Annotated in this window: 17 protein-coding genes; 3 read left to right on the top strand and 14 right to left on the bottom strand. The window is 71.7% G+C overall.

What is annotated here, in order from left to right; all coding sequences use genetic code 11:
* Window positions 1-74: 74 nt before the first annotated feature.
* From K7854_RS19905 to K7854_RS19885, 5 genes are all read right to left on the bottom strand, one after another.
* Window positions 75-2,393, bottom strand: coding sequence for a GH92 family glycosyl hydrolase (locus tag K7854_RS19905; protein WP_226027893.1), 2,319 nt, complete (start codon window positions 2,391-2,393; stop codon window positions 75-77).
* Between the two features lie 59 nt (window positions 2,394-2,452).
* Complete coding sequence (locus K7854_RS19900) at window positions 2,453-5,071, bottom strand: PA14 domain-containing protein (protein ID WP_226027892.1); 2,619 nt, start codon at window positions 5,069-5,071, stop codon at window positions 2,453-2,455.
* 202 nt (window positions 5,072-5,273) lie between these two features.
* On the bottom strand, window positions 5,274-6,494 hold the full coding sequence (gene glgC, locus K7854_RS19895; protein ID WP_226027891.1) for a glucose-1-phosphate adenylyltransferase: 1,221 nt from the start codon (window positions 6,492-6,494) through the stop codon (window positions 5,274-5,276).
* 50 nt (window positions 6,495-6,544) lie between these two features.
* Window positions 6,545-7,708 (bottom strand): glycogen synthase, encoded by a 1,164-nt coding sequence (gene glgA / locus K7854_RS19890; RefSeq protein WP_226027890.1) that lies wholly within the window; start codon window positions 7,706-7,708, stop codon window positions 6,545-6,547.
* A 37-nt stretch (window positions 7,709-7,745) separates the two neighbouring features.
* Window positions 7,746-8,612: a (2Fe-2S)-binding protein gene (locus K7854_RS19885; protein WP_226027889.1), complete on the bottom strand. Its 867-nt coding sequence runs from the start codon at window positions 8,610-8,612 to the stop codon at window positions 7,746-7,748.
* 227 nt (window positions 8,613-8,839) lie between these two features.
* On the opposite strand from K7854_RS19885, the gene K7854_RS19880 reads away from it, so the two are divergent.
* Window positions 8,840-10,114 (top strand): DMT family transporter, encoded by a 1,275-nt coding sequence (locus K7854_RS19880; protein WP_226027888.1) that lies wholly within the window; start codon window positions 8,840-8,842, stop codon window positions 10,112-10,114.
* Here the strand turns inward: K7854_RS19880 and K7854_RS19875 are convergent.
* Entirely contained in the window at window positions 10,104-11,378 is a 1,275-nt protein-coding gene (locus tag K7854_RS19875) for a transglycosylase family protein (RefSeq protein WP_226027887.1), read from the bottom strand. The two genes, K7854_RS19880 and K7854_RS19875, sit on opposite strands and share 11 nt — an antisense overlap.
* 355 nt (window positions 11,379-11,733) lie before the next feature.
* On the opposite strand from K7854_RS19875, the gene gnd reads away from it, so the two are divergent.
* A complete protein-coding gene (gene gnd, locus K7854_RS19870) occupies window positions 11,734-13,173 on the top strand; it encodes an NADP-dependent phosphogluconate dehydrogenase (RefSeq protein WP_226027886.1) in 1,440 nt (479 codons plus the stop codon).
* A gap of 456 nt (window positions 13,174-13,629) precedes the next feature.
* Here gnd and K7854_RS19865 read toward each other — a convergent pair whose 3' ends face one another.
* The 4 genes from K7854_RS19865 to K7854_RS19850 all read right to left on the bottom strand — a co-directional run bounded on the left by K7854_RS19865 (window position 13,630) and on the right by K7854_RS19850 (window position 16,812).
* Window positions 13,630-14,307 carry an aspartate/glutamate racemase family protein gene (locus K7854_RS19865; protein ID WP_226027885.1) on the bottom strand — a complete coding sequence of 226 codons (678 nt, stop codon included), beginning with the start codon at window positions 14,305-14,307 and terminating at the stop codon, window positions 13,630-13,632.
* 44 nt (window positions 14,308-14,351) lie between these two features.
* On the bottom strand, window positions 14,352-14,696 hold the full coding sequence (locus K7854_RS19860; RefSeq protein ID WP_226027884.1) for a GNAT family N-acetyltransferase: 345 nt from the start codon (window positions 14,694-14,696) through the stop codon (window positions 14,352-14,354).
* Between the two features lie 49 nt (window positions 14,697-14,745).
* The gene (panD, locus tag K7854_RS19855; RefSeq protein ID WP_030186950.1) at window positions 14,746-15,165 is read right to left on the bottom strand and encodes an aspartate 1-decarboxylase; all 420 of its coding nucleotides are present in this window, start codon (window positions 15,163-15,165) and stop codon (window positions 14,746-14,748) included.
* 213 nt (window positions 15,166-15,378) lie between these two features.
* On the bottom strand, window positions 15,379-16,812 hold the full coding sequence (locus tag K7854_RS19850) for an endo-1,4-beta-xylanase (protein WP_226027883.1): 1,434 nt from the start codon (window positions 16,810-16,812) through the stop codon (window positions 15,379-15,381).
* Window positions 16,813-17,393: 581 nt separating this feature from the next.
* Here K7854_RS19850 and K7854_RS19845 point away from each other — a divergent pair.
* Window positions 17,394-18,860, top strand: a complete 1,467-nt coding sequence (locus K7854_RS19845; protein ID WP_226027882.1) for a non-reducing end alpha-L-arabinofuranosidase family hydrolase — start codon at window positions 17,394-17,396, stop codon at window positions 18,858-18,860.
* A gap of 76 nt (window positions 18,861-18,936) precedes the next feature.
* On the opposite strand, the gene K7854_RS19840 is transcribed toward K7854_RS19845, so the two are convergent.
* The 4 genes from K7854_RS19840 to K7854_RS19825 form a co-directional block, all read right to left on the bottom strand.
* Entirely contained in the window at window positions 18,937-19,980 is a 1,044-nt protein-coding gene (locus tag K7854_RS19840; RefSeq protein ID WP_226027881.1) for a hypothetical protein, read from the bottom strand.
* 298 nt (window positions 19,981-20,278) lie between these two features.
* Window positions 20,279-20,590 carry a helix-turn-helix domain-containing protein gene (locus K7854_RS19835; RefSeq protein WP_226027880.1) on the bottom strand — a complete coding sequence of 104 codons (312 nt, stop codon included), beginning with the start codon at window positions 20,588-20,590 and terminating at the stop codon, window positions 20,279-20,281.
* Between the two features lie 72 nt (window positions 20,591-20,662).
* Window positions 20,663-21,295 (bottom strand): hypothetical protein, encoded by a 633-nt coding sequence (locus K7854_RS19830; protein WP_226027879.1) that lies wholly within the window; start codon window positions 21,293-21,295, stop codon window positions 20,663-20,665.
* A gap of 52 nt (window positions 21,296-21,347) precedes the next feature.
* The gene (locus tag K7854_RS19825) at window positions 21,348-22,313 is read right to left on the bottom strand and encodes an alpha/beta hydrolase (protein ID WP_226027878.1); all 966 of its coding nucleotides are present in this window, start codon (window positions 22,311-22,313) and stop codon (window positions 21,348-21,350) included.
* Between the last annotated feature and the right edge of the window lie 97 nt (window positions 22,314-22,410).

Below are 22,410 nucleotides of genomic sequence, written 5' to 3'. Positions count from 1 at the left end.
GCAGATTAAAGTCCCGCCCCTGCGCGCAGGGGCGGGACTGCCGTGGCTCATGGTGCGCCTGTGCTCGGCTCACCTCACGTCAGGGGCGGCGGCACCGCCTCGGCCGAGGTTCCCCACCCGGACGGCTGCGGGCCGACCGTGAACGCGAGCGACCTGACCGAGCGCAGGGTGTCGGTCGTCAGCCAGGTGCGGGCGTAGGCCGAGCCGTCGGTGCGGGCCGACTGGACGTAGCGGTCGGTGTCCGAGGTGCCGGGCGCGGTGATCGTCAGAGCACCGCGCGGGTAGTACCGGCGGTCCAGGGTGAGGTCGACGCGGTCGAAGACCGGGGTGGACAGGCCCCAGGTGTCGTAGCCGGGCTGGATCGGGAAGATCCCGATCGAGGACAGCACGTTCCAGGCGGACATAGTCCCGAGGTCGTCGTTCCCGGTCATGCCGGTCGGCGTGTCCGTGAACAGGGTGAGCGCCGCGTGCACCACGTCGGTGGTCTTCCAGGGCTGCCCGGTCGACAGGTAGGTGTACGGGGCGATGAGGTCGGGCTCGTTCTGCGGGTTGTACTTGTCGGCGTTGTAGTAGTCGTACGGCCCGTTCACCCAGACCTCGCGGGCGGTCTTCGCCGGGTCGGCGAGGAGCTGGTCGTAGGCGAAGAAGGAGTCGAGCCGCTCGTTCGCGGCCTCGGTCCCGCCGATGAGGTCGATCATGCCGGGCAGGTCCTGCGGCACCAGCCACTGGTACTGCCAGGACGTGCCCTCGTGGAAGCCCTCGCTCTGCGCCGGGTCGGCCGGTCCGGTGAAGGCGCCCTCGGCGTCGCGGGCGCGGAAGAAGCCGGTCGACGGGTCGAAGACGTTGCGGTAGCTCTGGGCGCGCTCGGCATATCGCTTCGCGTCCGCGTCGTGGCCGAGGTCGCGGGCCATGCGGGAGAGCATGGCGTCGGACAGGGCGTACTCCAGGGTGGCGGAGGCGCCGTGGTCGTAGTCGGAGTCGCCCGGCTTGGCGTGCGGGCGGCCCTTGACGTACGGCGCGAAGCCGTCGGCGAGGTACTCCCGGTTGGCCTCCCGGCCGACGGCCGGGGACTCGGTGGGCGGGACGCCGTCGGCGTTCTTCTTCAGCGCCCGGTAGGCCTTCTCCTCCCAGCCGTGCAGCAGGCCCTGCTGGTAGGCGTTGGTGAGGAAGGGGGTCACCGGGTCGCCCGTCATGATGTTGGTCTCGACGGTGCCGTAGCCCCACTTGGGCAGCCAGCCGCTCTCCTCGTCGATCTTGATGACGGAGATCGCCATGTCTCGGGCCTCGCGGGGCGCGAGCAGGGCGAGGAGCTGGGACTGGGTGCGGTAGGTGTCCCACAGGGACCAGTTCTGGTAGTACGTGAAGCCCTTGGCGCGGTGGATCTCCTGGTCCCAGCCGGTGTAGCGGCCGTCGGCGTCGCTGCCGATGTTCGGCGCGAGGAAGGACCGGTACAGGGACGAGTAGAAGGTGCGGCGCAGGGTGTCGTCGCCGCCGCGGACCCTGACGTCGTCCAGCCGCTTCTCCCAGGTGCGCTCGGCGCCGCGGCGCACGGCGTCGAAGGAGTGGCCGCCCTCCGCGCGCAGGTTGAGCGCGGCACCGCGCGCGTCCACGTAGGACAGCGCGGTGGTGGCCTCGACGGTGCGGTCCTTCGTGGTGTCGAAGCGGACGTAGGCGCCGTCGCCGCCGGTCTTCGCGCCCGCTCTCACGGTGCCCTCGTCCCAGGTGCCGTAGGAGGCGAAGGGCCGGTCGAAGCGGGTGATCGTGTAGACGGTGTACGGCTTCGTGTCCTGGCAGAAGCCGCTGCCGGTGATCGCGGTGCGCACGGTGCGGCTGTCCAGCACCTCGACCTTGGTCGAGATGTTCTTGTGCAGCGACTGGCCCGCGTTGAGCAGCACGTTGGCCTTGTCGGTGGCCGGGAAGGTGTAGCGCTGCACTCCGGTGCGTTCGGTGGCGGTCAGCTCCGCCTCGACGCCGGAGTCGAGGCCCACCCGGTAGTAGCCGGGGCTCGCCTCCTCGTCGTCGTGGCTGAAGGACGCGGCGTACTTCGCGTAGTCCGTCTCGGTGACCTCGCCGGTGGTCGGCAGGACGGGGAGGTCGCCGCCGAGTCCGCAGCCCACACCGGAGAGGTGGACGAGGGAGAAGCCCCGGATGTGGTCGTTGGAGTAGTCGTAGCCGACGTTGTGGCCGGTGTCCGGCGAGAACTGCACCATGCCGAAGGGCACGGCCGCGCCGGGGTAGGTGTTGCCCTCGTTCTCGGTCCCGATGAACGGGTTCACGAGGTCGGTCAGGTTCTGGTCGGTCGTCGGGGCGGCCTGCGCCGCCGGGGCGGTGAGCAGCGCGGACGCTGCCACCACCCCGGCCACGCACAGCCGCAGACGCCGGGTGCCTCTCATGTGCGGGGACCTCCGGAAGGTCTTGCGGTGTCGTGCGGTTCTTCTCCGGGTGCGGGTGATCAGGCGGTGCAGCCCGCCGGAGTGGGCTGGGACGCGTCGTGGATGAGGGCCTCCTGGGCGGCCTTCACCCGTTCGACGTCCGGCTTGAGCACCTTGCGGTCGTACGTCGTCAGGCCGTTCAGCTCGCCCTCGACGTCCGAGATCTGGGTGTAGACGGCGCCGTTGCTGCCCCGGCAGACCAGGGCGCGCACCTCGTCGAGCTTGGTGAGGTAGTCGTCCGTGTACGTCTGCGGGTCGACGTCGACGTACGACTGCTGCACGGACCAGGCGTGGCCGGGCACCGCGAGGCCGAGGCCGCCGTACTCGCCCGAGACCAGGGCGCGTTCGCCGTCCGGGGACGGCGGCAGGGCGGGGCTCGGGTAGCCGTGCTCGTCCATGATGTCGCCGGCGCCGCCGTCGGCCCCGAGGTTCAGGCCCGACTGGTTGTTGACGAGCCGGGTCGGGTCCCAGGCCTTGGCCTGCTCGGCGACGCGGCCGATGTCGTACTGGCCCCAGCCCTCGTTGAAGGTGACCCACATGATGATCGACGGGTGGCTGACGTGTTCGTCGATCATCTCCTTCATCTCGCGCTCGTACTCGGCGCGGGCGGCGGTGGACGGGTTCTTCCCGGCGGTCATCGCGGGCATGTCCTGCCACACCAGCAGACCCAGCTTGTCCGCCCAGTAGAACCAGCGGTCGGGCTCGACCTTGATGTGCTTGCGCACGGAGTTGAAGCCAAGCTGCTTGTGCAGCTTCAGGTCGTAGGCGAGGGCCTCGTCGGTGGGCGCGGTGTGCAGTCCGTCCGGCCAGAAGCCCTGGTCGAGGGTGGCCATCAGGAAGGTGGGCTTCCCGTTGAGCATGGTGCGCGGGACGCCGTTCACCTTCTCGACGGCGATGGAGCGCATCCCGAAGTAGCTGTCGACCCGGTCGTGTCCCACGGTGACCTTCAGGTCGTACAGGAACGGGTCGTCGGGCGACCACAGGCGCGGGTCGCGGATCTTCAGGGTCAGCGGCTCGCCGGTGCGGCCGCTCACGGTGGCGACCTTGCGGTGCCCGGCGTACGCCGTGGCCTTGACGCGGACGCCGTCGCGCACGCCCTTGGGCTCGACGGTCAGGGTGCTCGCCGCACCGTCGACGTGCGGGGTGAGCTTCAGGGACTCCACGTGGTCCCGGGCGACCGGCTCCATCCAGACGGTCTGCCAGATGCCGGAGCTGGGCGTGTACCAGATGCCGCTCGGGTCCAGGCGCTGCTTGCCGAGCGGCGGGTTCTCGCCGTTCGCCGCGTCGGTCGGGTCGTAGACGCCGACGATCAGCTCCTGGGTGCGGCCGGGCTTGAGGGCGTCGGTGACGTCGGCGCTGAACTTGTCGTACCCGCCCTTGTGGTCGGCGACCTTGACGCCGTTCACGTACACCTCGGACTGCCAGTCGACGGCACCGAAGTTGAGCTTCAGCCGCTGGGCGGAGCCGATGTGCCAGTCGCGGGGCACGGTGAAGGTGCGGCGGTACCACATGCGGTCCTCGTGCCGCTGGATGCCGGAGAGCTGGGACTCCACCGGGTACGGGACGAGGATGCGCTCCTTGAGGTTCTGGCCCACCGGGGGCTGCTCGCCCGCCTCGGCGGCGGCGAACTGCCAGCGGCCGTTGAGGTTCTGCCAGTCGTCGCGGGTCAGCTGCGGGCGCGGGTACTCCGGCAGGGCGTTGTCCGGCCCGACCTCGTCGGCCCAGTCGGTGCGCAGCTCGTAGGTGGACTTGTTGCCGCCGCTGCTCCAGAAGGCGTTGACAACGTTGCCTTCGGCGTCGGTGAGGCCGCCTTCGCCGTCGTAGCGGACGTCGGCGGTGCCGGGGGCGTCGCCGTTCTTGTTGCCGACGACGGGCTGGCCGAGGGCGACGAGCAGGGCGCTGGGGTCGGCGGGGTCGACCTTGGTCTCGCCGAGCGGCCAGGTGGCGCCGCCGATCACCGCTTCCAGGTGGTCGGTGAGACCGGCCGGGGGCGCGGCCAGCGGGCTCGCGAAGTCGAGCTTGAGGGTGCGGCCGGTGGACTGGACGGTGGTCGCCGTCGCGCCGTTGTAGTCGAAGCCGTCGGGCAGGCGGAACGCCGACTGCGGGATCGCCTCCTTGCTGCCGCCGGGCTCGGTCCAGCGCAGGTGGAGGTTGGAGCCGCCGTAGTGCTCGAAGTACTCCAGCTTGATGTCGTAGGACTGGCCGGCCGTCAGCTCGATGGGCTGGGCGGTCTGTTCGCGGTCCCAGTCGTCGACCCAGTGATCGATGGCGAGCTGTCCGCCGATCCAGAGGCGGAAGCCGTTGTCCCCGATGATCGAGAAGGTGTGGGCGCCGGTCTTCTCCGGGACCAGCTTGCCGGTCCAGCGGACGCTCACGTCGTCCGACTGCCCGGTGGCGAAGGCGAGTCGCGGCTCCAGGGTGTCGAAGTCGACCTGCTGGTCGAAGCCGGTGGCCTTCAGCTCGTGGAAGTCGAAGGCGCCGGGGGCGGACTGGGTGTAGTACTCGCCCTTCAGGCCGTGGACCTCCGCGGTGCCTTCGCCGTCGGCGGCGTTGGCCGCCGGTACGGCGGCGAGTCCCGCGACGCCGAGCGCGGCTGCCAGCAACAGGGCGAGTTTGTCTCTGAGTCGTTTGGTGCGCACTGACCCTCTCCTCGAGAACGGGTGGTGGCTGATGGCTCAGGACATCGATGTCATACATCGATGTAACAGCAGCGGTGCAGAGGCATGACAACACGGATTCCGCTTGACGTCCAGGGACATGACAACGGCCCCGGGCTCAACGCGCGTATCACGCGCGCCCGGAGCCGTCGTCCGTCCCCTCGCCCGTCCGGGCGGCCGTCCGTCACGGCACCCGCTGTCCCTTGCCCAGCGCGATCACACCGCCCTTGGAGACGGTGTACAACTCGCCGTCCCGCTCCGGGTTGACGCCGATCGTGGCGCCCGGCGGCACCTCCACGTTCTTGTCGAGGACCGCCCCGCGCACCACCGCGCCGCGGCCGATGTGCACGTTGTCGTGCAGCACCGAGCCCTGCACGACCGCGCCCGGGTCGACCACAACGCCCGGGGAGAGCACGGACCGGGTGACCTGGCCCCGGATGAGGCAACCGGCGCTGATGATCGACTCGCTGGCGATGCCGCCGGCGTTGAAGCGGGCGGGCGAGAGCTGGGTCGAGTGGGTGTAGATCGGCCAGTTGCGGTTGTAGAGGTTGAAGGCGGGCCGCTCGGCGATCAGGTCCATGTGGGCGTCGTAGTAGGCGTCCAGGGTGCCCACGTCCCGCCAGTAGCCCTGGTCCCGGGAGGTCTCCCCCGGCACGTGGTTGGCGCTGAAGTCGTACAGCGCGGCCTCGCCGCGGTCGGTGAGCTGGGGCAGGATCGAGCCGCCCATGTCGTGCACGGACTCCCGGTCCTCGGCGTCCCGGTGCAGGGCCTCGACGAGGGCCTTGGTGGTGAAGACGTAGTTGCCCATCGAGGCGAAGACGCACCCGGGGTCGTCGGCGAGGCCGGGCGGGTCGGCCGGCTTCTCCAGGAAGCCGGTGACGGTCTGCCCGTCGGAGCCCGGGGTGATCACGCCGAAGGACGGCGACTCGGCGCGCGGGACCCGGATCCCGGCCACGGTGACGCCCGCGCCGGACTCGATGTGCTGGGCGAGCATCTGGCGCGGGTCCATCCGGTACACGTGGTCGGCGCCGAACACCGCGACGTACTCCGGCTGTTCGTCGTGCACCAGGTTCAGGGACTGCAGGATGGCGTCGGCGCTGCCGAGGAACCAGCGCGGGCCCAGGCGCTGCTGGGCGGGGACCGGGGTGACGTAGTTGCCGAGCAGGCTCGACATCCGCCAGGTGGTGGTGATGTGCCGGTCCAGGGAGTGCGACTTGTACTGGGTGAGGACGCAGATGCGCAGGATGTCGCCGTTGACCAGGTTGGACAGCACGAAGTCGACCAGGCGGTAGGTGCCGCCGAAGGTGACCGCGGGTTTGGCGCGGTCCGCGGTCAGGGGCATCAGGCGTTTGCCCTCTCCGCCCGCCAGCACGATGCCGAGCACCGAAGGACCTCCACGACGCATGGCCGCTCCCCTCACCCTCGTTCACCCTCGGCCGCCCCGGGCGGGGCAGCTCAAGCCTGCTTGAGGATCTCCTCGTAGAGCCGGACCGTGCGGCGCGCGATCGCGTCCCAGCCGAACTCCGCCACCGCGCGGGCCCGCCCCGCCTCGCCCATCCGCCGGGCGGCGTCCGGGTCCGCGAGCACGGAGTCCAGCGCACGCGCGAGACCGGCCTCGAAGTCCGCGTCCCCGACGCCCTCCCGCGGTACGAGTACCCCCGTTTCGCCGTCGGCCACGACCTCGGGGATACCGCCCACCCGGGAGGCCACCACGGGGGTGGCGCAGGCCATCGCCTCCAGGTTGACGATGCCCAGGGGCTCGTAGACGGACGGGCAGACGAAGACGGCGGCGTGGGTCAGCAGCTGGACCACCTCCGGGCGCGGCAGCATCCGCGGGATCCAGTGCACGCCCTCGCGGGTGCGGCTCAGCTCGGCGAAGAGGCCGCGGAACTCCTGGTCGATCTCGGGGGTGTCCGGGGCGCCCGCGCACAGCACGACCTGTGCGGCCGAGTCGATGTCCCGCACCGCGCGCAGCAGGTGGGGCACGCCCTTCTGGCGGGTGATGCGGCCGACGAACAGGACGTAGGGGCGGGAGCGGTCCAGGCCGATCCGGTCCAGCGCGTCGGTGCCGTGGTCGGGCCGGTAGAGCCTGGAGTCGATGCCGTTGTGCACGACGTGGACCCTGGCGGGGTCGAGCGCCGGGTAGCAGCCGAGGATGTCGGAACGCATCGCCCCGGAGACGGCGATCACCGCGTCGGCCGCCTCGATCGCGGTGCGCTCGGCCCAGCCGGACAGGGTGTAGCCGCCGCCGAGCTGCTCGGCCTTCCAGGGGCGCAGAGGCTCCAGGGAGTGGGCGGTCATCACGTGCGGGACGCCGTGCAGGAGCTTGGCGAGGTGGCCGCCGAGGTTGGCGTACCAGGTGTGGGAGTGCACCAGTTCGCGCCCTTCGAGGGCGGCGGTCATGGCGAGGTCCACGGAGAAGGTGCGCAACGCGTCGTTGGCGCCGTCGAGCACGGACCAGGGCCGGTGGCGCAGCACGCCGTCGCTGCGGCCCTCGCCCCAGCTGTGCACGTCCAGGTCCACGAGACGGGCGAGTTCCCGGGCGAGGAACTCGACGTGGACCCCGGCGCCGCCGTAGACGTCCGGCGGGAACTCACGGGTCAGCAGTCCCACGCGCACCCGGAACCTCCCGTCTCGGCGGCTGGTTCCCTCATGGTCACCCAGAGCGGGCTCCCGGGGAAGAGCGCGGAGGGCGGCCGCTGTCCGGCGGGCGCGGGGAACGGGCGGGTTCCGGGGAGCGTACGGGGCCCGGTTGGCGCCGGGAACGGCCGGGGCCCGGCGGGCTCGGGAAGCAGCAGTCGCCGCAGACGCCGCCGCCCGGCACCCGGTAGTACAGGCAGCAACTGCGGCGCCGGAAGGAGGTACCGGTGAGCGTCCCGGTCCCGGCGAGCAGGGGGTGGGCCAGCAGGCCGGCGGTGAGGGACCGGGCGCGGGCGGCGGTGTCCGCATGGCCCTGGCGGCGGGCCCAGCGGTCCAGTTCGCGTCCGGCGCCCGCCAGGGCGGAGGCCGCGTTGCCGCGCAGCAGTCCCCTCGCGACGCCGTAGCGGGCGTGCACGGCCTCGGTGAGGGGAGCCAGGTGGGTGTTCAGGACGACGTCCGCGAGGGTGTCGGTGTCCGCGGGACGGGCGCGCACCTCGGTGAGCCACAGGTCGTCGGGAGCGGTGGCCTCGGGGTCCCAGTGCAGCAGGCGCGGATCGAGGTCCGGGACGTGGCCGTACCGGGCGGCGCAGGCCAGGGCCACCGACCACAGGCGGGCCGCGAGCCCCTGCTGGGCCACGGAGGCGGCAACCCGGGTCTCCGGGGCACCGAGGGCGGCGGCGACCTTGCGGACCCGGTGTCCCAGCGGATCGGCGCGCTGCACCGGAACCTGAACGTCCGCCGCCGCGTTTCCGTACCCGGGTGCGTAGGCGTGTACGAGGGGCGCGGCGTCGGCGGTCCGCCCCGGGGGCACCGGACACGAGGCGTGCAGGACGAAGAAGCCGCCGAGCGGGCGGAGGGCGGAGAGGTCGGGGTCGAGGTCCACGGAGAGCAGTAGTATCAGTGCCCCTGAGGGGCCGGGCCAGGGGTCGGGGGCTCGAGTCGCCCACCCTGGGGAGGACGGCGGCGCCGTCGTACTCCATCGGTAGTAGGACCCAATGAATGCTCAGGGACGACGACGGGAAGACCCTGAGACGGCATCGTGTTGTCCATGGATGACGACCGTTCGCCGCGCCGGGCCCAGCGCCCCCGCCTCACGCAGAGGAGCAGCCGATGAGCGCCCTCGCGTTGTCCGTGCTGCTGTCGCTCGTCTCCGCCGTGGCCTACGCGGGCGGGGCGATCGTGCAGGAGCAGGTCGCGGCGTCGTCCCCGGGCGCGCAGTACGCCCCCTTGCGCCGGCCCGCGTGGTGGGCGGCGGTGTCGCTCAACGGCCTGGGCGGTCTGCTGCACGTGGTCGCCCTGGCGCTCGGTCCGCTGAGCCTGGTGCAGCCGCTGGGAGCGCTCACCATCGTGTTCGCGCTGCCCATGGCGGCGCTCTTCGTGGGTCGAAGGGCCGGTGCGACGGCCTGGCGGGGTGCGTTGATGGCCACGGTGGGTCTCGCCGGTCTGCTGTCCCTGGTCGGCGCCTCCGACGCGCAGTCGCTGGACACGGCGCAGCGGGTCGCGGCGGCCCTGGTCACCGGCGGTGCGGTGGTGGCGCTGATGATCGCGGGCCGGGCCGCGCACCGGCACCCGGCGGTCCGCAGCATCCTGCTGGCGACGGCGTCCGGCATAGCCTTCGGCATGTCCTCGGTCTTCACCAAGACGGTCGCGGTCGACTGGACCGGCGGGGTGTCCGTCGGCGACCTGCCGTCGCTGGCCGTGATCGGCGTACTCGCCACGGCCGGCATGGTGCTGTCCCAGGCCTCCTACCGGGGCGCCGGTCTCGCGGCCCCGCTGGCCACCCTGACGGTCGTGAACCCGGTGGTGGCCGCCGTCGTCGGCATCACGATGTTCGGCGAGACGTTCCGGTACGGCACGACCGGCACCGTGCTCGCGCTGAGCTGCGGAGTGGTGGCCGCCGGTGGGCTGATCATGCTGACGACGGAGCGGATCGCGCGGGAGGGCGCCGATTCCGGCAGCGACACGGACACCGACATTGGTAGCGGTGGGGCTCCGGCCCCGGCCGAGGACACGGTGGCGCTTCCGGACGCCGGGGTGGCTGCGGGGGCCGGGGCCGGGGCGCTCGGGCCGGTGGCCGTGCCGGTGCCGACGGCTGTGGCCGTGCCGGTGCCGCCACCGGCGGCGGTGGCCGTGCTGACGCCGGTGCCGGTCGAGGAGGCCCGGGTCCGGGAGCCGGTTGCTCCGGTGGCCCGGCTCGCCGACAAGGTCGTCGTGCCTTCCCCGGTGGCGCCGCCGCTTGCGGAGACCGCCCCCGCCGAGGAGGCCTACGAGGCCCGGGCGCCGGTGGGAGGCGACGGCACGACGCTGTCGTACGGCCCCTTCTACGGCGGTCCGTTCGTCCCGCCGCCCCTGCTCAGCCGCCGACGGGTCCGGATCAGATCCTGACGCCGCCGGCCCGCAGGTACGCCAGCGGGTCGATGTCGGAACCGAAGCCGGGCCCCGTCCGCACCTCGAAGTGCAGATGCGGGCCCGTGACGTTGCCCGTGGAGCCGGAGCGTCCCAGGCGCTGGCCGACGCCCACGGACTGACCGCTCTTCACGGAGATCGCCGACAGGTGCGCGTACTGGGAGTAGCGGCCGTCGGCGTGCCGGACCACCACCTGGTAGCCGTAGGAACCGCCCCACCCCGCGCTGACCACCCGGCCCGCCGCGACCGACTTGACGGAGGTGCCGGTGGGGACGGGGAAGTCGACACCGGTGTGGTAGCCCTTGGACCAGGAGGAGCCCGCCTGGTGGTAGGGCGTGCCGGTGGCGGCGTCGACGGGGGCCACGACGGCCTGGTGGGTGGTGGCCTTGCCCGCCTTGGCCTTGCCGCTGCCGGAGGAGGACTTCTGCTGCGCCTTCCGCTGCTCCTGCCGCTTGTCTTCCTTCGGCGCGCGCTTGTGCTCCTTCTCCTGCTGCTGGGCCTGCTGCTTCTGCTGCTCCTGCTGCTTCGGCTTCTGCTGCGTCTGCCGCTGTTCGTCCTGCTTCCGCGTCCCGGCGCCGGATGCCGCGGTGGTCCCTTCGCCGCGCAGCGACAGGCGCTGGCCGGGCAGGATCAGGTCGGGGTCGGATCCGATCGCGCCGCGGTTGGCCTCGTACAGGCGCTGCCAGCCGCCGCGAACCTCGTGGGTGTCGGCGATGCCTGAGAGGGTGTCCCCGGTGACGACCGTGTACATCCGGGCCTTGCCCGCCCGGGACTGCGGGGTGGTCTGCGGCTGGACGTCCTTCACCGAACCCGACTTCTTCGCGGACGCCGCTCCCCCGGCCGGCCGGGTGTCGGGCGGGTCACCGCCCCGGGTCAGTCCGGCCCGCTGCGAGCACACCGGCCAGGCGCCCGGGCCCTGTGCGTCGAGCACCTTCTCGGCGACGGCGATCTGCTGGTCCTTGGTGGCCAGGTCGGCGCGCGGGGCGTACCGCGCGCCGCCGAAGGCCTCCCAGGTGGACTGGGTGAACTGCAGCCCGCCGTAGTAGCCGTTGCCGGTGTTGATGTCCCAGTCGTCGGTGGACTCGCAGGCGGCGACCTTGTCCCAGGTCTCCACGTCGGCGGCGTGGGCCGTGCCGGTGCCGACGAGGGGGAGGGCCAGACCCGCGCCCGAGGCGGTGACGGTCAGTGAGGCGCGGTTGATCCTGTTCGGCTGATACCGGCGGTGCCGGCCGCGTACGGCCATGGAGGTCCCCCTCGACATTGCGTCAGGAGGGGCAAAAGTAAGCGCCGCGAACCGGCCATGACAAGACGGCAACCGGCCGGTCGGTCACCCCGAGTGGCCGGGAACGCGCGGCCGTTGACCGGTGGCAGGCCGGCCCACTGAGGCACCCGGCCCCTCCCGCCCGTACTGAAGTCCCGACAGCCGGACCGGCCGGCGGAAGATGCGGCGGGTGTCCCGGCACGTCAGCGTGGTCGAGCGGCGAAACCGGCGATACTGGCGAACACCGGCACAGGCACCACCGACACAGGGCACGACAGTCTCAGGGCACGACAGACACAGAGCACGACAGTCACCAAGGTCACTAGGAGCCAACCCAATGAGCACTACAGCGCAGATCGGCGTCACGGGTCTCGCGGTCATGGGCCGCAACCTCGCCCGCAACTTCGCCCGCAACGGCTACACGGTCGCGGTGCACAACCGGACCGCGTCGCGCACGCACGCGCTGGTGGAGGAGTTCGGCAGCGAGGGCGACTTCGTCGCGACCGAGACCGCCAAGGAGTTCGTGGCCGCGCTGGAGCGGCCGCGGCGCCTGGTGATCATGGTGAAGGCCGGTGACCCGACGGACGCGGTGATCCGGGAGTTCGCCCCGCTCCTGGAGCCCGGCGACATGATCATCGACGGCGGCAACGCACACTTCGCGGACACCCGGCGCCGGGAGCGCGAACTGCGCGAACAGGGCATCCACTTCGTGGGCACCGGCATCTCCGGCGGTGAGGAGGGCGCGCTGCACGGGCCGAGCATCATGCCGGGCGGCTCGAAGGAGTCGTACGCGTCGCTGGGCCCGATGCTGGAGAAGATCTCGGCGAAGGCCGCGGACGAGGCACCGTGCGTCACGCACGTCGGTCCGGACGGTGCCGGGCACTTCGTCAAGATGGTGCACAACGGCATCGAGTACGCCGACATGCAGCTGATCGGCGAGGCGTACCAACTGCTGCGCGACGTCGCCGGGTACTCCCCCGCGCAGATTGCGGAGATCTTCCGCACCTGGAACACCGGCCGCCTGGACTCGTACCTGATCGAGATCACGGCGGAGGTGCTGTCGCACGTGGACGCGGCGACGGGCCGGCCGTTCGTGGACGTGGTGGTCGACCAGGCGGAACAGAAGGGCACCGGTCGCTGGACCGTGCAGATCGCGCTGGACCTGGGCGTGCCGGTGTCCGGCATCGCGGAGGCGGTGTTCGCCCGCTCACTGTCCGGTCACGCGGCGCTGCGGGAGGCCTCGCGCGGCCTGGCGGGCCCGAAGGCGTCGCCGCTCGGCGAGTCGGAGGCGGCCGCCTTCGCCGACCGCGTCGAGCAGGCGCTGTACGCGTCGAAGATCGTGTCGTACACGCAGGGCTTCCACGAGATCGCCGCGGGCAGCGAGGAGTACGGCTGGGACATCGACCTGGGTGCCGTCTCCGCGATCTGGCGCGGCGGCTGCATCATCCGGGCCGCCTTCCTGGACCGCATCCGGGCCGCGTACGACGCCAGGCCGGACCTGCCGAGTCTGCTGTCGGACGAGACCTTCGCCCAGGAGATCGCCGCCGCGCAGGACGACTGGCGCGAGGTTCTGGTCGCCGCGACCCGGCAGGGCGTACCGACGCCGGGGTTCGCCGCCGCCCTCGCCTACTACGACGCCCTGCGCGCCGAGCGGCTGCCCGCCGCGCTGACCCAGGGGCAGCGGGACTTCTTCGGGGCGCACACCTACCGCAGGACGGATCGGGACGGCGCCTTCCACACGCTCTGGGGCGGGGACCGGTCGGAGGTCACGGCGTAGCCCCTTCCCCGCCCTCTGCCTCCCCCTCGCTCAGGTGAGCGGCGGCCCCGGCTCGGGGTCGGGCACGGGCTCGGGCCCCGGCGGGATCGGCGACGGCGAGGGCCCGGGAGGCCCCGGCGGCTCCGGTGGCGGCTGCGGGCCGGGGCCCGGGGGCGGAGGGGTGGGCTGCGGGCCGGGTCCGGGAGGCTGCGGGCCGGGCCCCGGAGGCTGGGGCGTGGGCTGCGGCCCGGGACCGGGGGGCGGAGGCGGAGGGGTCGGCTCCGGACCCGGGACAGGGGGCGAGGCCGGGTCCGGGTGCGGATGCGGGGGCTCCGGGTCCGGACCGGGGGTGGGCCCCGGCGTGGGACCAGGCGGAACGGGATCCGGATACGGGTTCGTCATGGCGCTGTCCTCCGGCCAGTCGGTCGACGTCGGCTCTGGACTTGTCCCCCGCCTACCCGAGGGCCGCCGCCCCACTCACTCAGCCGTATGAACCGCCGGGCCCGAGTGGCTCAGCCGGCCCTGGCGTGCCGCAGCCGCCCCGGCCGCCAGTCCCGGCGCGGGGCTGGCCAGCACGGGGACCCGGGCGTTCGCCGACTCCGCGGCGGGCGCCATGGACGCCTGGGCCAGGACGATCACGTCCGCGCCGGTCACGGAGTCGGCCGCCTCGGCGACCCGGCGCAGGTAGCCCGCGCCGTCACCGGCCTCGAACAGCGGCCAGGCACCCTCCACCAGCCGGGTCCGCACCGCCACGGGGCGGTCCGCGCGCCGGGCCTCCTCCTCGATCAGGGCCACCGTCGGCGCGAGCGTGCTCTCCAGCGCGGCGAGGACGAGGACCCGCGGGCCGACGGCCACCGCGGCGGCGGCCATGGGCCGGTCCACCCGGAGCACCGGCACCCCGACCCCGGCGGCGGCCGCCTCGGCGACACCGCCGATGGTCGAGCAGGTGCACAGCACGGCGCACGCCCCTTCCGCCACCGCCCGGCCCAGCACGGCCGCGACGGAGTCGGCCACCGCCCCGGGCCCGTCCCGCCGCGCCCGCTCCAGCAGGGAGGCGTCGACGTGGTGCCGCAGCTCCAGACCGGGATGCCCGGCGTCACGCAGCGCGTCGAAGACCGGCACGTGAACGGGCGAGGTGTGCAGGAGCGCAAGCACGCGTGTCTCCGCCCTTCCCTCTTGCTTGTTCTCCCGGTACCCGCTCAGAACAGCCCGGGATGCGCCACGAGCCACTCCTTCGCGGCGCGCAGCAGCTCCGGATCGGCGGCGGGCGCCTCGTCCGGGTGGCGCTCGGCCCACTTCACGACGTAGGGGCACAGCGGGGCGACCGCGACGCCCTCCCGGCGCGCGAGCCCGTACAGCTCACGCGCCAGGGAACCGGCGATGCCCCGGCCCTCGTGGGCCGGCTCGACGATGGTGTGGACCGGGACGACGGCCCGCCCGGGAGCGTCGAGGACGAAGTACTCGATACGCCCGACGACCTCTCCGGCCGCGACCGCCTCCAGCCGTCCGGCCGCCCGGTCGTCACGGATCTCGATGTCACTCACGGCCACACTCCTCGTCCCCGCGGGGTCAGCAGGTCAGTACACCGGTAGGTCAGGCCGAGACGGCCTGGGGGCTGCGCTCCTGATCGGAGCCGGGCACCGGCTCGGACGCGTCGGCGCCCAGGGCGACGATACGGTTGTCGCCGTCCACGTGCACGACCCGGGGCCGCAGGGAGCGCGCCTCGGCGTCGGTGACCTGGGCGTAGCTGATGAGGATCACGAGGTCACCGGGGTGGACGAGGTGGGCCGCGGCCCCGTTGATCCCGATCACGCCGGATCCCCGCTCGCCCTCGATGACGTAGGTCTCCAGCCGGGCCCCGTTGGTGATGTCCACGATGTGCACCAGCTCACCGGGCAACAGATCGGCGGCGTCCAGCAGATCGGCGTCGATGGTCACCGAGCCGACGTAGTGCAGGTCGGCCTGGGTGACGGTGGCACGGTGGATCTTGGACTTGAACATGGTGCGCAGCATGTCGGCTCCCGAAAGACGGCTCCCTGCCTGCTTGGTGCAGGTCAAGGGCGTCCTCGAGCTTACACCGACGGGTCCGGTCTCACGGGCGCCACAGATTGGTGAACGGCACCGGCCAGGCACTCCGCGCTCGGACGAGCATGCCGGCTGCGTGGGCCGCCGCCGTCGTGGCGGGGCGACCCACGCGACCCCCGGGGGCGTCCTTGTGCCGGCCGGTCAGGCGCGGGCCCAGCGCTGGTTGGTGCCGTTCGAGCAGGAGTAGAGCTGGATCAGGGTGCCGTTGGCGGTGCCGCCTCCGACGGCGTCGAGGCAGAGGCCGGACTGGACGCCGACGACGGATCCGTCGGAGTTCAGGCGCCACTTCTGGTTGTCGCCGCCCCAGCAGGCGTAGATCTGGACCTTGGCGCCGTTGCCGGTGCCGGCGGCGTCCAGGCACTTGTCGCCGTAGACCCTGAGTTCGCCGGCGTCGGTGTACGTCCACTGCTGGTTGGTGCCGCCGTGGCAGTCCCACAGCTGGAGCTGGGTGCCGTCGGTGGTGCTCGCGCTGGGCACGTCCAGGCAGCGGCCCGAACCGACGCCCTTGATCTGTCCGCCCTCCGCGGGGGGCGTGGTGGAGTCGCCGCCGTTGAGCGCGTTGAGGACGGCGGTGTAGGCGGGCTTCTTGCTGCCGTCGTTGTTGAACAGCAGCGGCGTCTGCTCCGATCGCCACGAGTCGCTGTCGCGCACACCCCAGACGGTGATGCCGAGGCAGCGTTCGACGGCCAGGCAGTCGTTGACCACGTTGGCGTACGTCGCGGCCGGGGCGCCCTGGATGTCGAGTTCGGTGACGGCCACGTCGACGCCGAGGGCGGCGAAGTTCTGGAGCGTGGTGCGGAAGTTGCTGTCGTAGGGGCTGCCGCTGTTGAAGTGCGACTGGAAGCCGACGCAGTCGATCGGCACGCCGCGCGACTTGAAGTCCCGCACCATGTTGTACATGGCCTGGGTCTTGGCCCAGTTCCAGTTCTCGACGTTGTAGTCGTTGTAGCAGAGCTTGGCGTTCGGGTCGGCGGCGCGCGCGGTGCGGAAGGCGACCTCGATCCAGTCGTTGCCGGTGCGTTGCAGGTTGGAATCGCGCCGGGCGCCCGAACTGCCGTCGGCGAACGCCTCGTTCACGACGTCCCACTGGGCGATCTTGCCCTTGTAGTGGGCCATCACGCCGTTGATGTGGTCGATCATGGCCTGACGCAGCGCGCTGCCGCTGAGGCTCTGCATCCAGCCGGGCTGCTGGGAGTGCCAGGCCAGGGTGTGGCCGCGCACCTCCTTGCCGTTCTGCACCGCCCAGTTGTAGACGCGGTCGGCGGCCGTGAAGTTGAACTGGCCGCGCTGCGGTTCGGTGGCGTCGATCTTCATCTCGTTCTCGGCCGTCACCGAGTCGAACTCACGTGCCGCGATCGTCGCGTACGTCGAGTCGCTCAGCCTGTTCGCTGCGATGGCGGTGCCGAAGTAGCGGCCGCTCTGCGCAGCCGCGGCGCCGAGCGTGCTCTCGGCGGCCTGCGCGGACGGCGGCGCGACCAGCGCGGCGAGCACACCGAGGACGCCGGCGACCAGCGCCGGCAACAGAGCGCGGATCTTGCGCCGGGCAACGGGTCTGTGCAGGGCATAGGAGCCCATGGCTGTGCCTCCAAGGCAGGAATGACGGGATCACCGGACACCGCTGTCTTCCGGCGCAGGCACGGGGGCACTCCGTCGCGGCTCGGCCGGGAGGCCGTCACGCGGCCCCGCCCGCCTCTCCCGCTGCGCGAAGAGCCGTGTGCGTCGGTGCAAGCCTCACCCGGACGAGACAGGCCCGGGACCAGCAGGGTTCGAAATCTCGTCCAACGGTCGGGGTAGCAGACACGATGATTGAGGGGTTGACGGTGGCTCGTCAACCCTCGCGGCAGCAGCAATTTCGGATTGGAATGCGAAACTTTCGATCGCTCCTCCAGGAGGAGTGAGCCGTAGGGGCAGGGAGTCCTACCGCGCGCCACCTGCGGTTCCACGGCCAGAATGCGAGTGCGCCGCGCCCGCCGAGGCGGATGTTTATGGACAGATCAGTGACAGACCTTGACCGCGCTGCCCGGCCTTCCTAGCTTGTGGCGTCACAGAGCCGGGATCTCATCGAAACTTTCGACCTCGTTTCCCCGACCCCGGCGCGGCCGTCGCCCCCGCGATGCATCGGCGGCACCTGACCCCCGCCCCCAAGGAGCCCTTTGATGCGGTTTCGTCACCTGTCCCCGGTCCGTCCAAGACGCCTGCTCGGCGTCCTTGCGCCCTTGCTGCTGGTGGCCGCCTTCCTCGGTGCCCAGCCCGCCGAGGCCGCGACCGTGGACCCCAACGCCTCGTACGTGCTGGTCAACCGCAACAGCGGCAAAGCCCTGGACGTGTACAACATGGCGACCGGCGACGGCGCCCGCATCACCCAGTGGACCAGGAACGACCAGAACCAGCAGCAGTGGCAGTTCGTCGACTCCGGGGACGGCTACTACCGCATCAAGTCCCGTCACTCGGGCAAGGTGCTGGACGTCTACAACTGGTCCACCGCGAACGGCGGTTCGATCGTCCAGTGGTCCGACCTGAACGGCACCAACCAGCAGTGGCGGCTGGCCGACAGCTCGGACGGCTACGTGAGGATCGTCTCGCGCCACAGCAACAAGGCCCTCGAAGTGCAGGGCGGCTCCACCGCCGACAACGCGAACATCGTCCAGTACGACGACTGGGGCGGCGCCAACCAGCAGTGGCGGCTCGTCAAGGCCGGGGCCGACACCCCCGGCTCGTGCGATCTTCCCTCGAGCTACAACTGGTCGTCGACGGGTGCGCTGGCACAGCCCAAGCAGGGTTGGGTCTCGCTCAAGGACTTCACCGTCGCCCCCTACAACGGCAGACAACTCGTCTACGCGACCACGCACGACACCGGGACGAGGTGGGGGTCGATGAACTTCGGCCCGTTCACCGACTGGTCGGAGATGGCCTCGGCCGGCCAGAACACGATGTCCAACTCGACCGTCGCACCCACCCTCTTCTACTTCGCGCCGAAGAACATCTGGGTGCTCGCCTACCAGTGGGGCGGGACCGCCTTCTCCTACCGGACGTCGAGCGACCCCACCGACCCGAACGGCTGGTCGTCCGAGCAGGCGCTCTTCTCCGGAAGCATCTCCGGCTCCGGAACCGGACCCATCGACCAGACACTCATCGGTGACGGCACGAACATGTACCTGTTCTTCGCCGGCGACAACGGCAAGATCTACCGGGCGAGCATGCCGATCGGGAACTTCCCGGGCAGCTTCGGCTCCACCTCGACAGTGATCATGAGCGATACGACGAACAACCTGTTCGAAGCCCCGCAGGTCTACAAGCTGCAGGGCCAGAACCGCTACCTCATGATCGTCGAGGCGATCGGCTCGCAGGGCCGGTACTTCCGCTCGTTCACGGCCACCAGTCTGAACGGCTCGTGGACGCCCCAGGCCGCGACCGAGGGCAATCCCTTCGCCGGCAAGGCCAACAGCGGCGCCACCTGGACCGACGACATCAGCCACGGCGAGCTGATCCGCACCAGCCCCGATCAGACCATGACCGTCGATCCCTGCAATCTGCAGTTGCTCTACCAGGGACGCGACCCACGCTCCGGCGGCGACTACGGCCTTCTGCCCTATCGCCCGGGTCTGCTGACACTGCGGCGCTGACGGCAGGACACGGGTCCGGCTCCGAGGGGGAGCCGCGGGGCCGGACCCGACCGGGACCGCACGTCGCGGACCGCGGCTACGTGTAGCCGCCGCGACGGGGCATGTAGTGCTCGTCCCGCAACTGGTCCTCCGTCGTGACGCGCAGCCCCTTGCCCATGTGCAGCAGCTTCGACGACTCCGTGCCGGAGACGGTCGCGGTCTCCTCGTCGTCGAAGGCGGCGACATTGATGCCGTGCTTGTTGTGCTGGGCGTGGATCAGCTCGTGGCCGTAGAGCAGGAAGAAGGGGGAGACGGCCTCACCCGGCTTGGCGCCCTCGCTGTCCTTGAAGTCGTGCGGCGCGGACACGGTGGTGCTGGAACCGGCGCTCGGCTGGGAGGCGGAGACGGCGCGCCCGTCGGGCACCGAGTTGGAGTCCGCCTGTGCCGCGAGATCGGTCTTCCCCATGGCGTCGACGACCTCGGGGTGGAAGGGAACGACCTTCACCATGGGCGAGTGGGCGTTCGACGGCGAGGCCAGATCGCTCACCAGGGCGCGGCCGCGCTGCCGGGAGAGCAGCCGGGCGTGCGCGGAGAGTATCTGGGTGTCGTACCCGGGCAGCGCGGCGGGATCCTTGTCGTCGCCCACCGGGTTGGGCTTGTTCGACGTCTCGATGCCCTGCCCGCGAACCACCCGGGACCAGGTCTGGGAGAGCTCGCCCTGGGCCTCGGTGTCGTCGGCGTCGATGTCCATCCCGACGGGCCGCAGGCCGCTGTTGTTCCGCAGAATCTCGACGTAGGTGAGGTGCCGCCGCTGGACGGCGTCGAGGAGTTCCTTCAGGCCGGTGTTCTTCGCGTTGTCCTCCCTGCCCCCGGGATCGTCGCGGAACTGCCGGTACACCATGTGTTCGGCGTTGTCGAGCATCTGGCCGAGCTTGTCGAGGTGCGCCTGCCGGGCCGGAGCCGACTTGAAGCGCCAGGCCAAGCCCTTGGCCTCGCCGATGAGCTTGTCGGCCGCGCCGAGCATCTCCCGTACGAAGTCGTGGATGTGCTTCACCTCCTCGGCCGGCTCGGTCGCCGTCGTCACGCGCTGCACCGGCGTGAGGGTCCGGGCGACGGCGTCGTTGCCCGCCGTCCGTTGCATGGCGAGCACTCCCTGGGGGCTCCGGTTCCGCGGGGACAGGTGGTTCACCCTCGGAATCGGCCCCTGCCCTGGGGCGGCCTTCGTGGCCCGCTCGGACTGCTTCTGCGCACGCATGTCACTCCCATGACGATGAGACGGGCGTCTACGCCGAAAGTTCTAGAACACCAGGGGCGCCCGGCGGCCGGAAGGACCGCAGGGGTACACCCCGGGGCAACGACCCTGGGCCGAGCGTCGGCCGCACCATGATCCGGCCACTCCGCGTGAGAACTTTTTTCAGTGGCTCTGAGGAGCAACGGTGTCATCGCTGCGGGCCGGCTCCCGGGCGTGCCGCCGCGGTGACGGGGTCGGTGAGGCGCAGCAGCAGGGCGGCGGCGATGTAGCGCATCCTGCCGACGTTGCTGCGCGGGTCGTAGCCGAGGGTGTGGGTCAGTGCTTCATGACGGGCCTGCACGGTCGAGTGGTGCATGCCCAGCTCGGCCGCCGCGGAGCGGACGCTGTCGGCCTCCACCAGCGTGCGGAGCACGTCCGCGGAGCGCCGGTCGAGGCGGGCGAGGGTGCGCACGTCCTCGTGCGGGTGCTCCGGGTCGTAGGTCTGGGCGAGCAGGAGCATCGCGCCCAGGTCCGCGGCGTCGACGGCCGGCGTGGAAGCATCCGTCAGCCGGAGCGCGACGATCGCCGCCTCCTAGGATTCGGGGGCCCGGTCGGCTCTTACCCGGATTCCGAACCCGACCGGTTCCGGCGGGCGCCGGATGGTGCCCGAGAGGTCGAGGGTGGCTCTCAGGAGTCCGTACCGGGTCGGCACGATCGCGGAGGGAGCCTCGCCGATCTCGGCGGCGTCCGCCGCGGTGGCCAGGACGCGCACCGGGGTCGCCGGGTCGATCCGCCGCCTGGCCAGGAGCGCGGTGCGTTCGGCGACGGAGCGGGCCTGATCGACGATGGCGTCGAGACCGCGTTCGGGACTGCGGCGCGCGTCGAGGAGCTCCACCCCCAGCGCGAGCCGCTCCACGATCATCTCGTCGTCGGGCTCCGGCTCCCCGTCCCGCTCGAGCCACACCGCCCAGTCGGCGTGGGACCTGCGGGAGCCCTGCCGCCGACGGCCGAGGTCGTCGGTGACCGGGTGTCCGTCCGGGTCGCGGCGGGTCACGCGCCCCCGGATCTGTGCGCCGGCGACGGTGCCGGAGAGGACCGCGGCACCGCGCAGGAGCCCGTCGAGTCCGGCACCCCGCGTGATGAGGACGTCGAAGTACGACACGATCCGCAGCGTTTCGCCCGCCTGCGGGTCGAGGGAGTTCAGCCGTCCGACCAACTGGTGCACCTGCGCTCCTTCGCGCCTTTCCCTCAGCTTACCGAGGACCGGGGACGTCGCCTCAGGACCCGAGGGCGCGGGCGACCCAGGCGTTTCGCGCGCCCGTCATGGCGTGCGCGAGAGCGGTGTGGGGTGCGGTCAGGTCGAACCCGTGGAATCCACCGGGCCAGACGTGGAGTTCGGCCTGTACGCCCGCGTGCCACAGGGCCGTCGCGTAGGCGACGTCCTCGTCCCGGAAGACCTCGGCCGAGCCGCAGTCGATGAACGCGGGCGGCAGTCCCGTGAGATCGGTGGCCCGGGCGGGGGCGGCGTAGATCGACACGTCGTCGGTTCCGCGTCGCTCGCCGAGGAGCGCGGTCCAGCCCATGCGGTTGCTCCCGCGGTCCCACACACCGACGGCGTCGAACTGGGCCGTGGAGACCGTCCGGTCCCTGTCGTCGAGCATCGGGTAGATGAGCACCTGGCCCGCGAGGCGCGGTCCCCGCCGGTCGCGTGCCAGCAGCGTGACGCCCGCGGCGATTCCGCCCCCGGCGCTCTGTCCGGCGATGATCAGCCTGTCCGGGTCCATCCCCAGTTCCCGGGCGTGCTCGGCGGTCCACAGCAGCCCGGCGTAACAGTCCTCGACCGGGTAGGGGTCGGGATGCTCGGGCGCCAGCCGGTAGTCGACCGTGACCAGTACGGCATCGTGCTCGACGACCCACGCAAGGACCTGGCTCAGACCGGAGAACCGGTTGCCGGCGACCATGCCGCCGCCGTGCGTGTGGTAGACGCCCGGGCCGAGTCCCCGGTGGTCCTCGCGGGCGATCACCGAGACGGTGATCTCGTCACCCTCGTACCCCGGGACCGCGACGTCGCGCCGGGTCAGGCCGTCGGCCTCCAGCACCTCGTCGGTGACCTCGGCCGGCGACGACCGCCGCATGTCCGCGATCATCTCCGCGGTCAGGGTCGGCGGGATCTGGTCGGCGAGGGCCGCGAGGACGGCCTCGAGCTCCGGGTCGAACGGCGGTCGCGGAAGGGTTGCGGACATCAGGCCTCCATGATCTGTACTGCTTGCTCTGTCGCCTGAACTCGGCGCGAGCCCATCGTCCTGTGCGGGGCTCCGCCCGAGGAACCGCCGAACGCTG

The sequence above is a fragment of the Streptomyces hyderabadensis genome (genome assembly GCF_020404845.1).
Classification (GTDB): domain Bacteria; phylum Actinomycetota; class Actinomycetes; order Streptomycetales; family Streptomycetaceae; genus Streptomyces; species Streptomyces hyderabadensis.
This window is presented reverse-complemented; position numbering and strand designations above follow the sequence as displayed.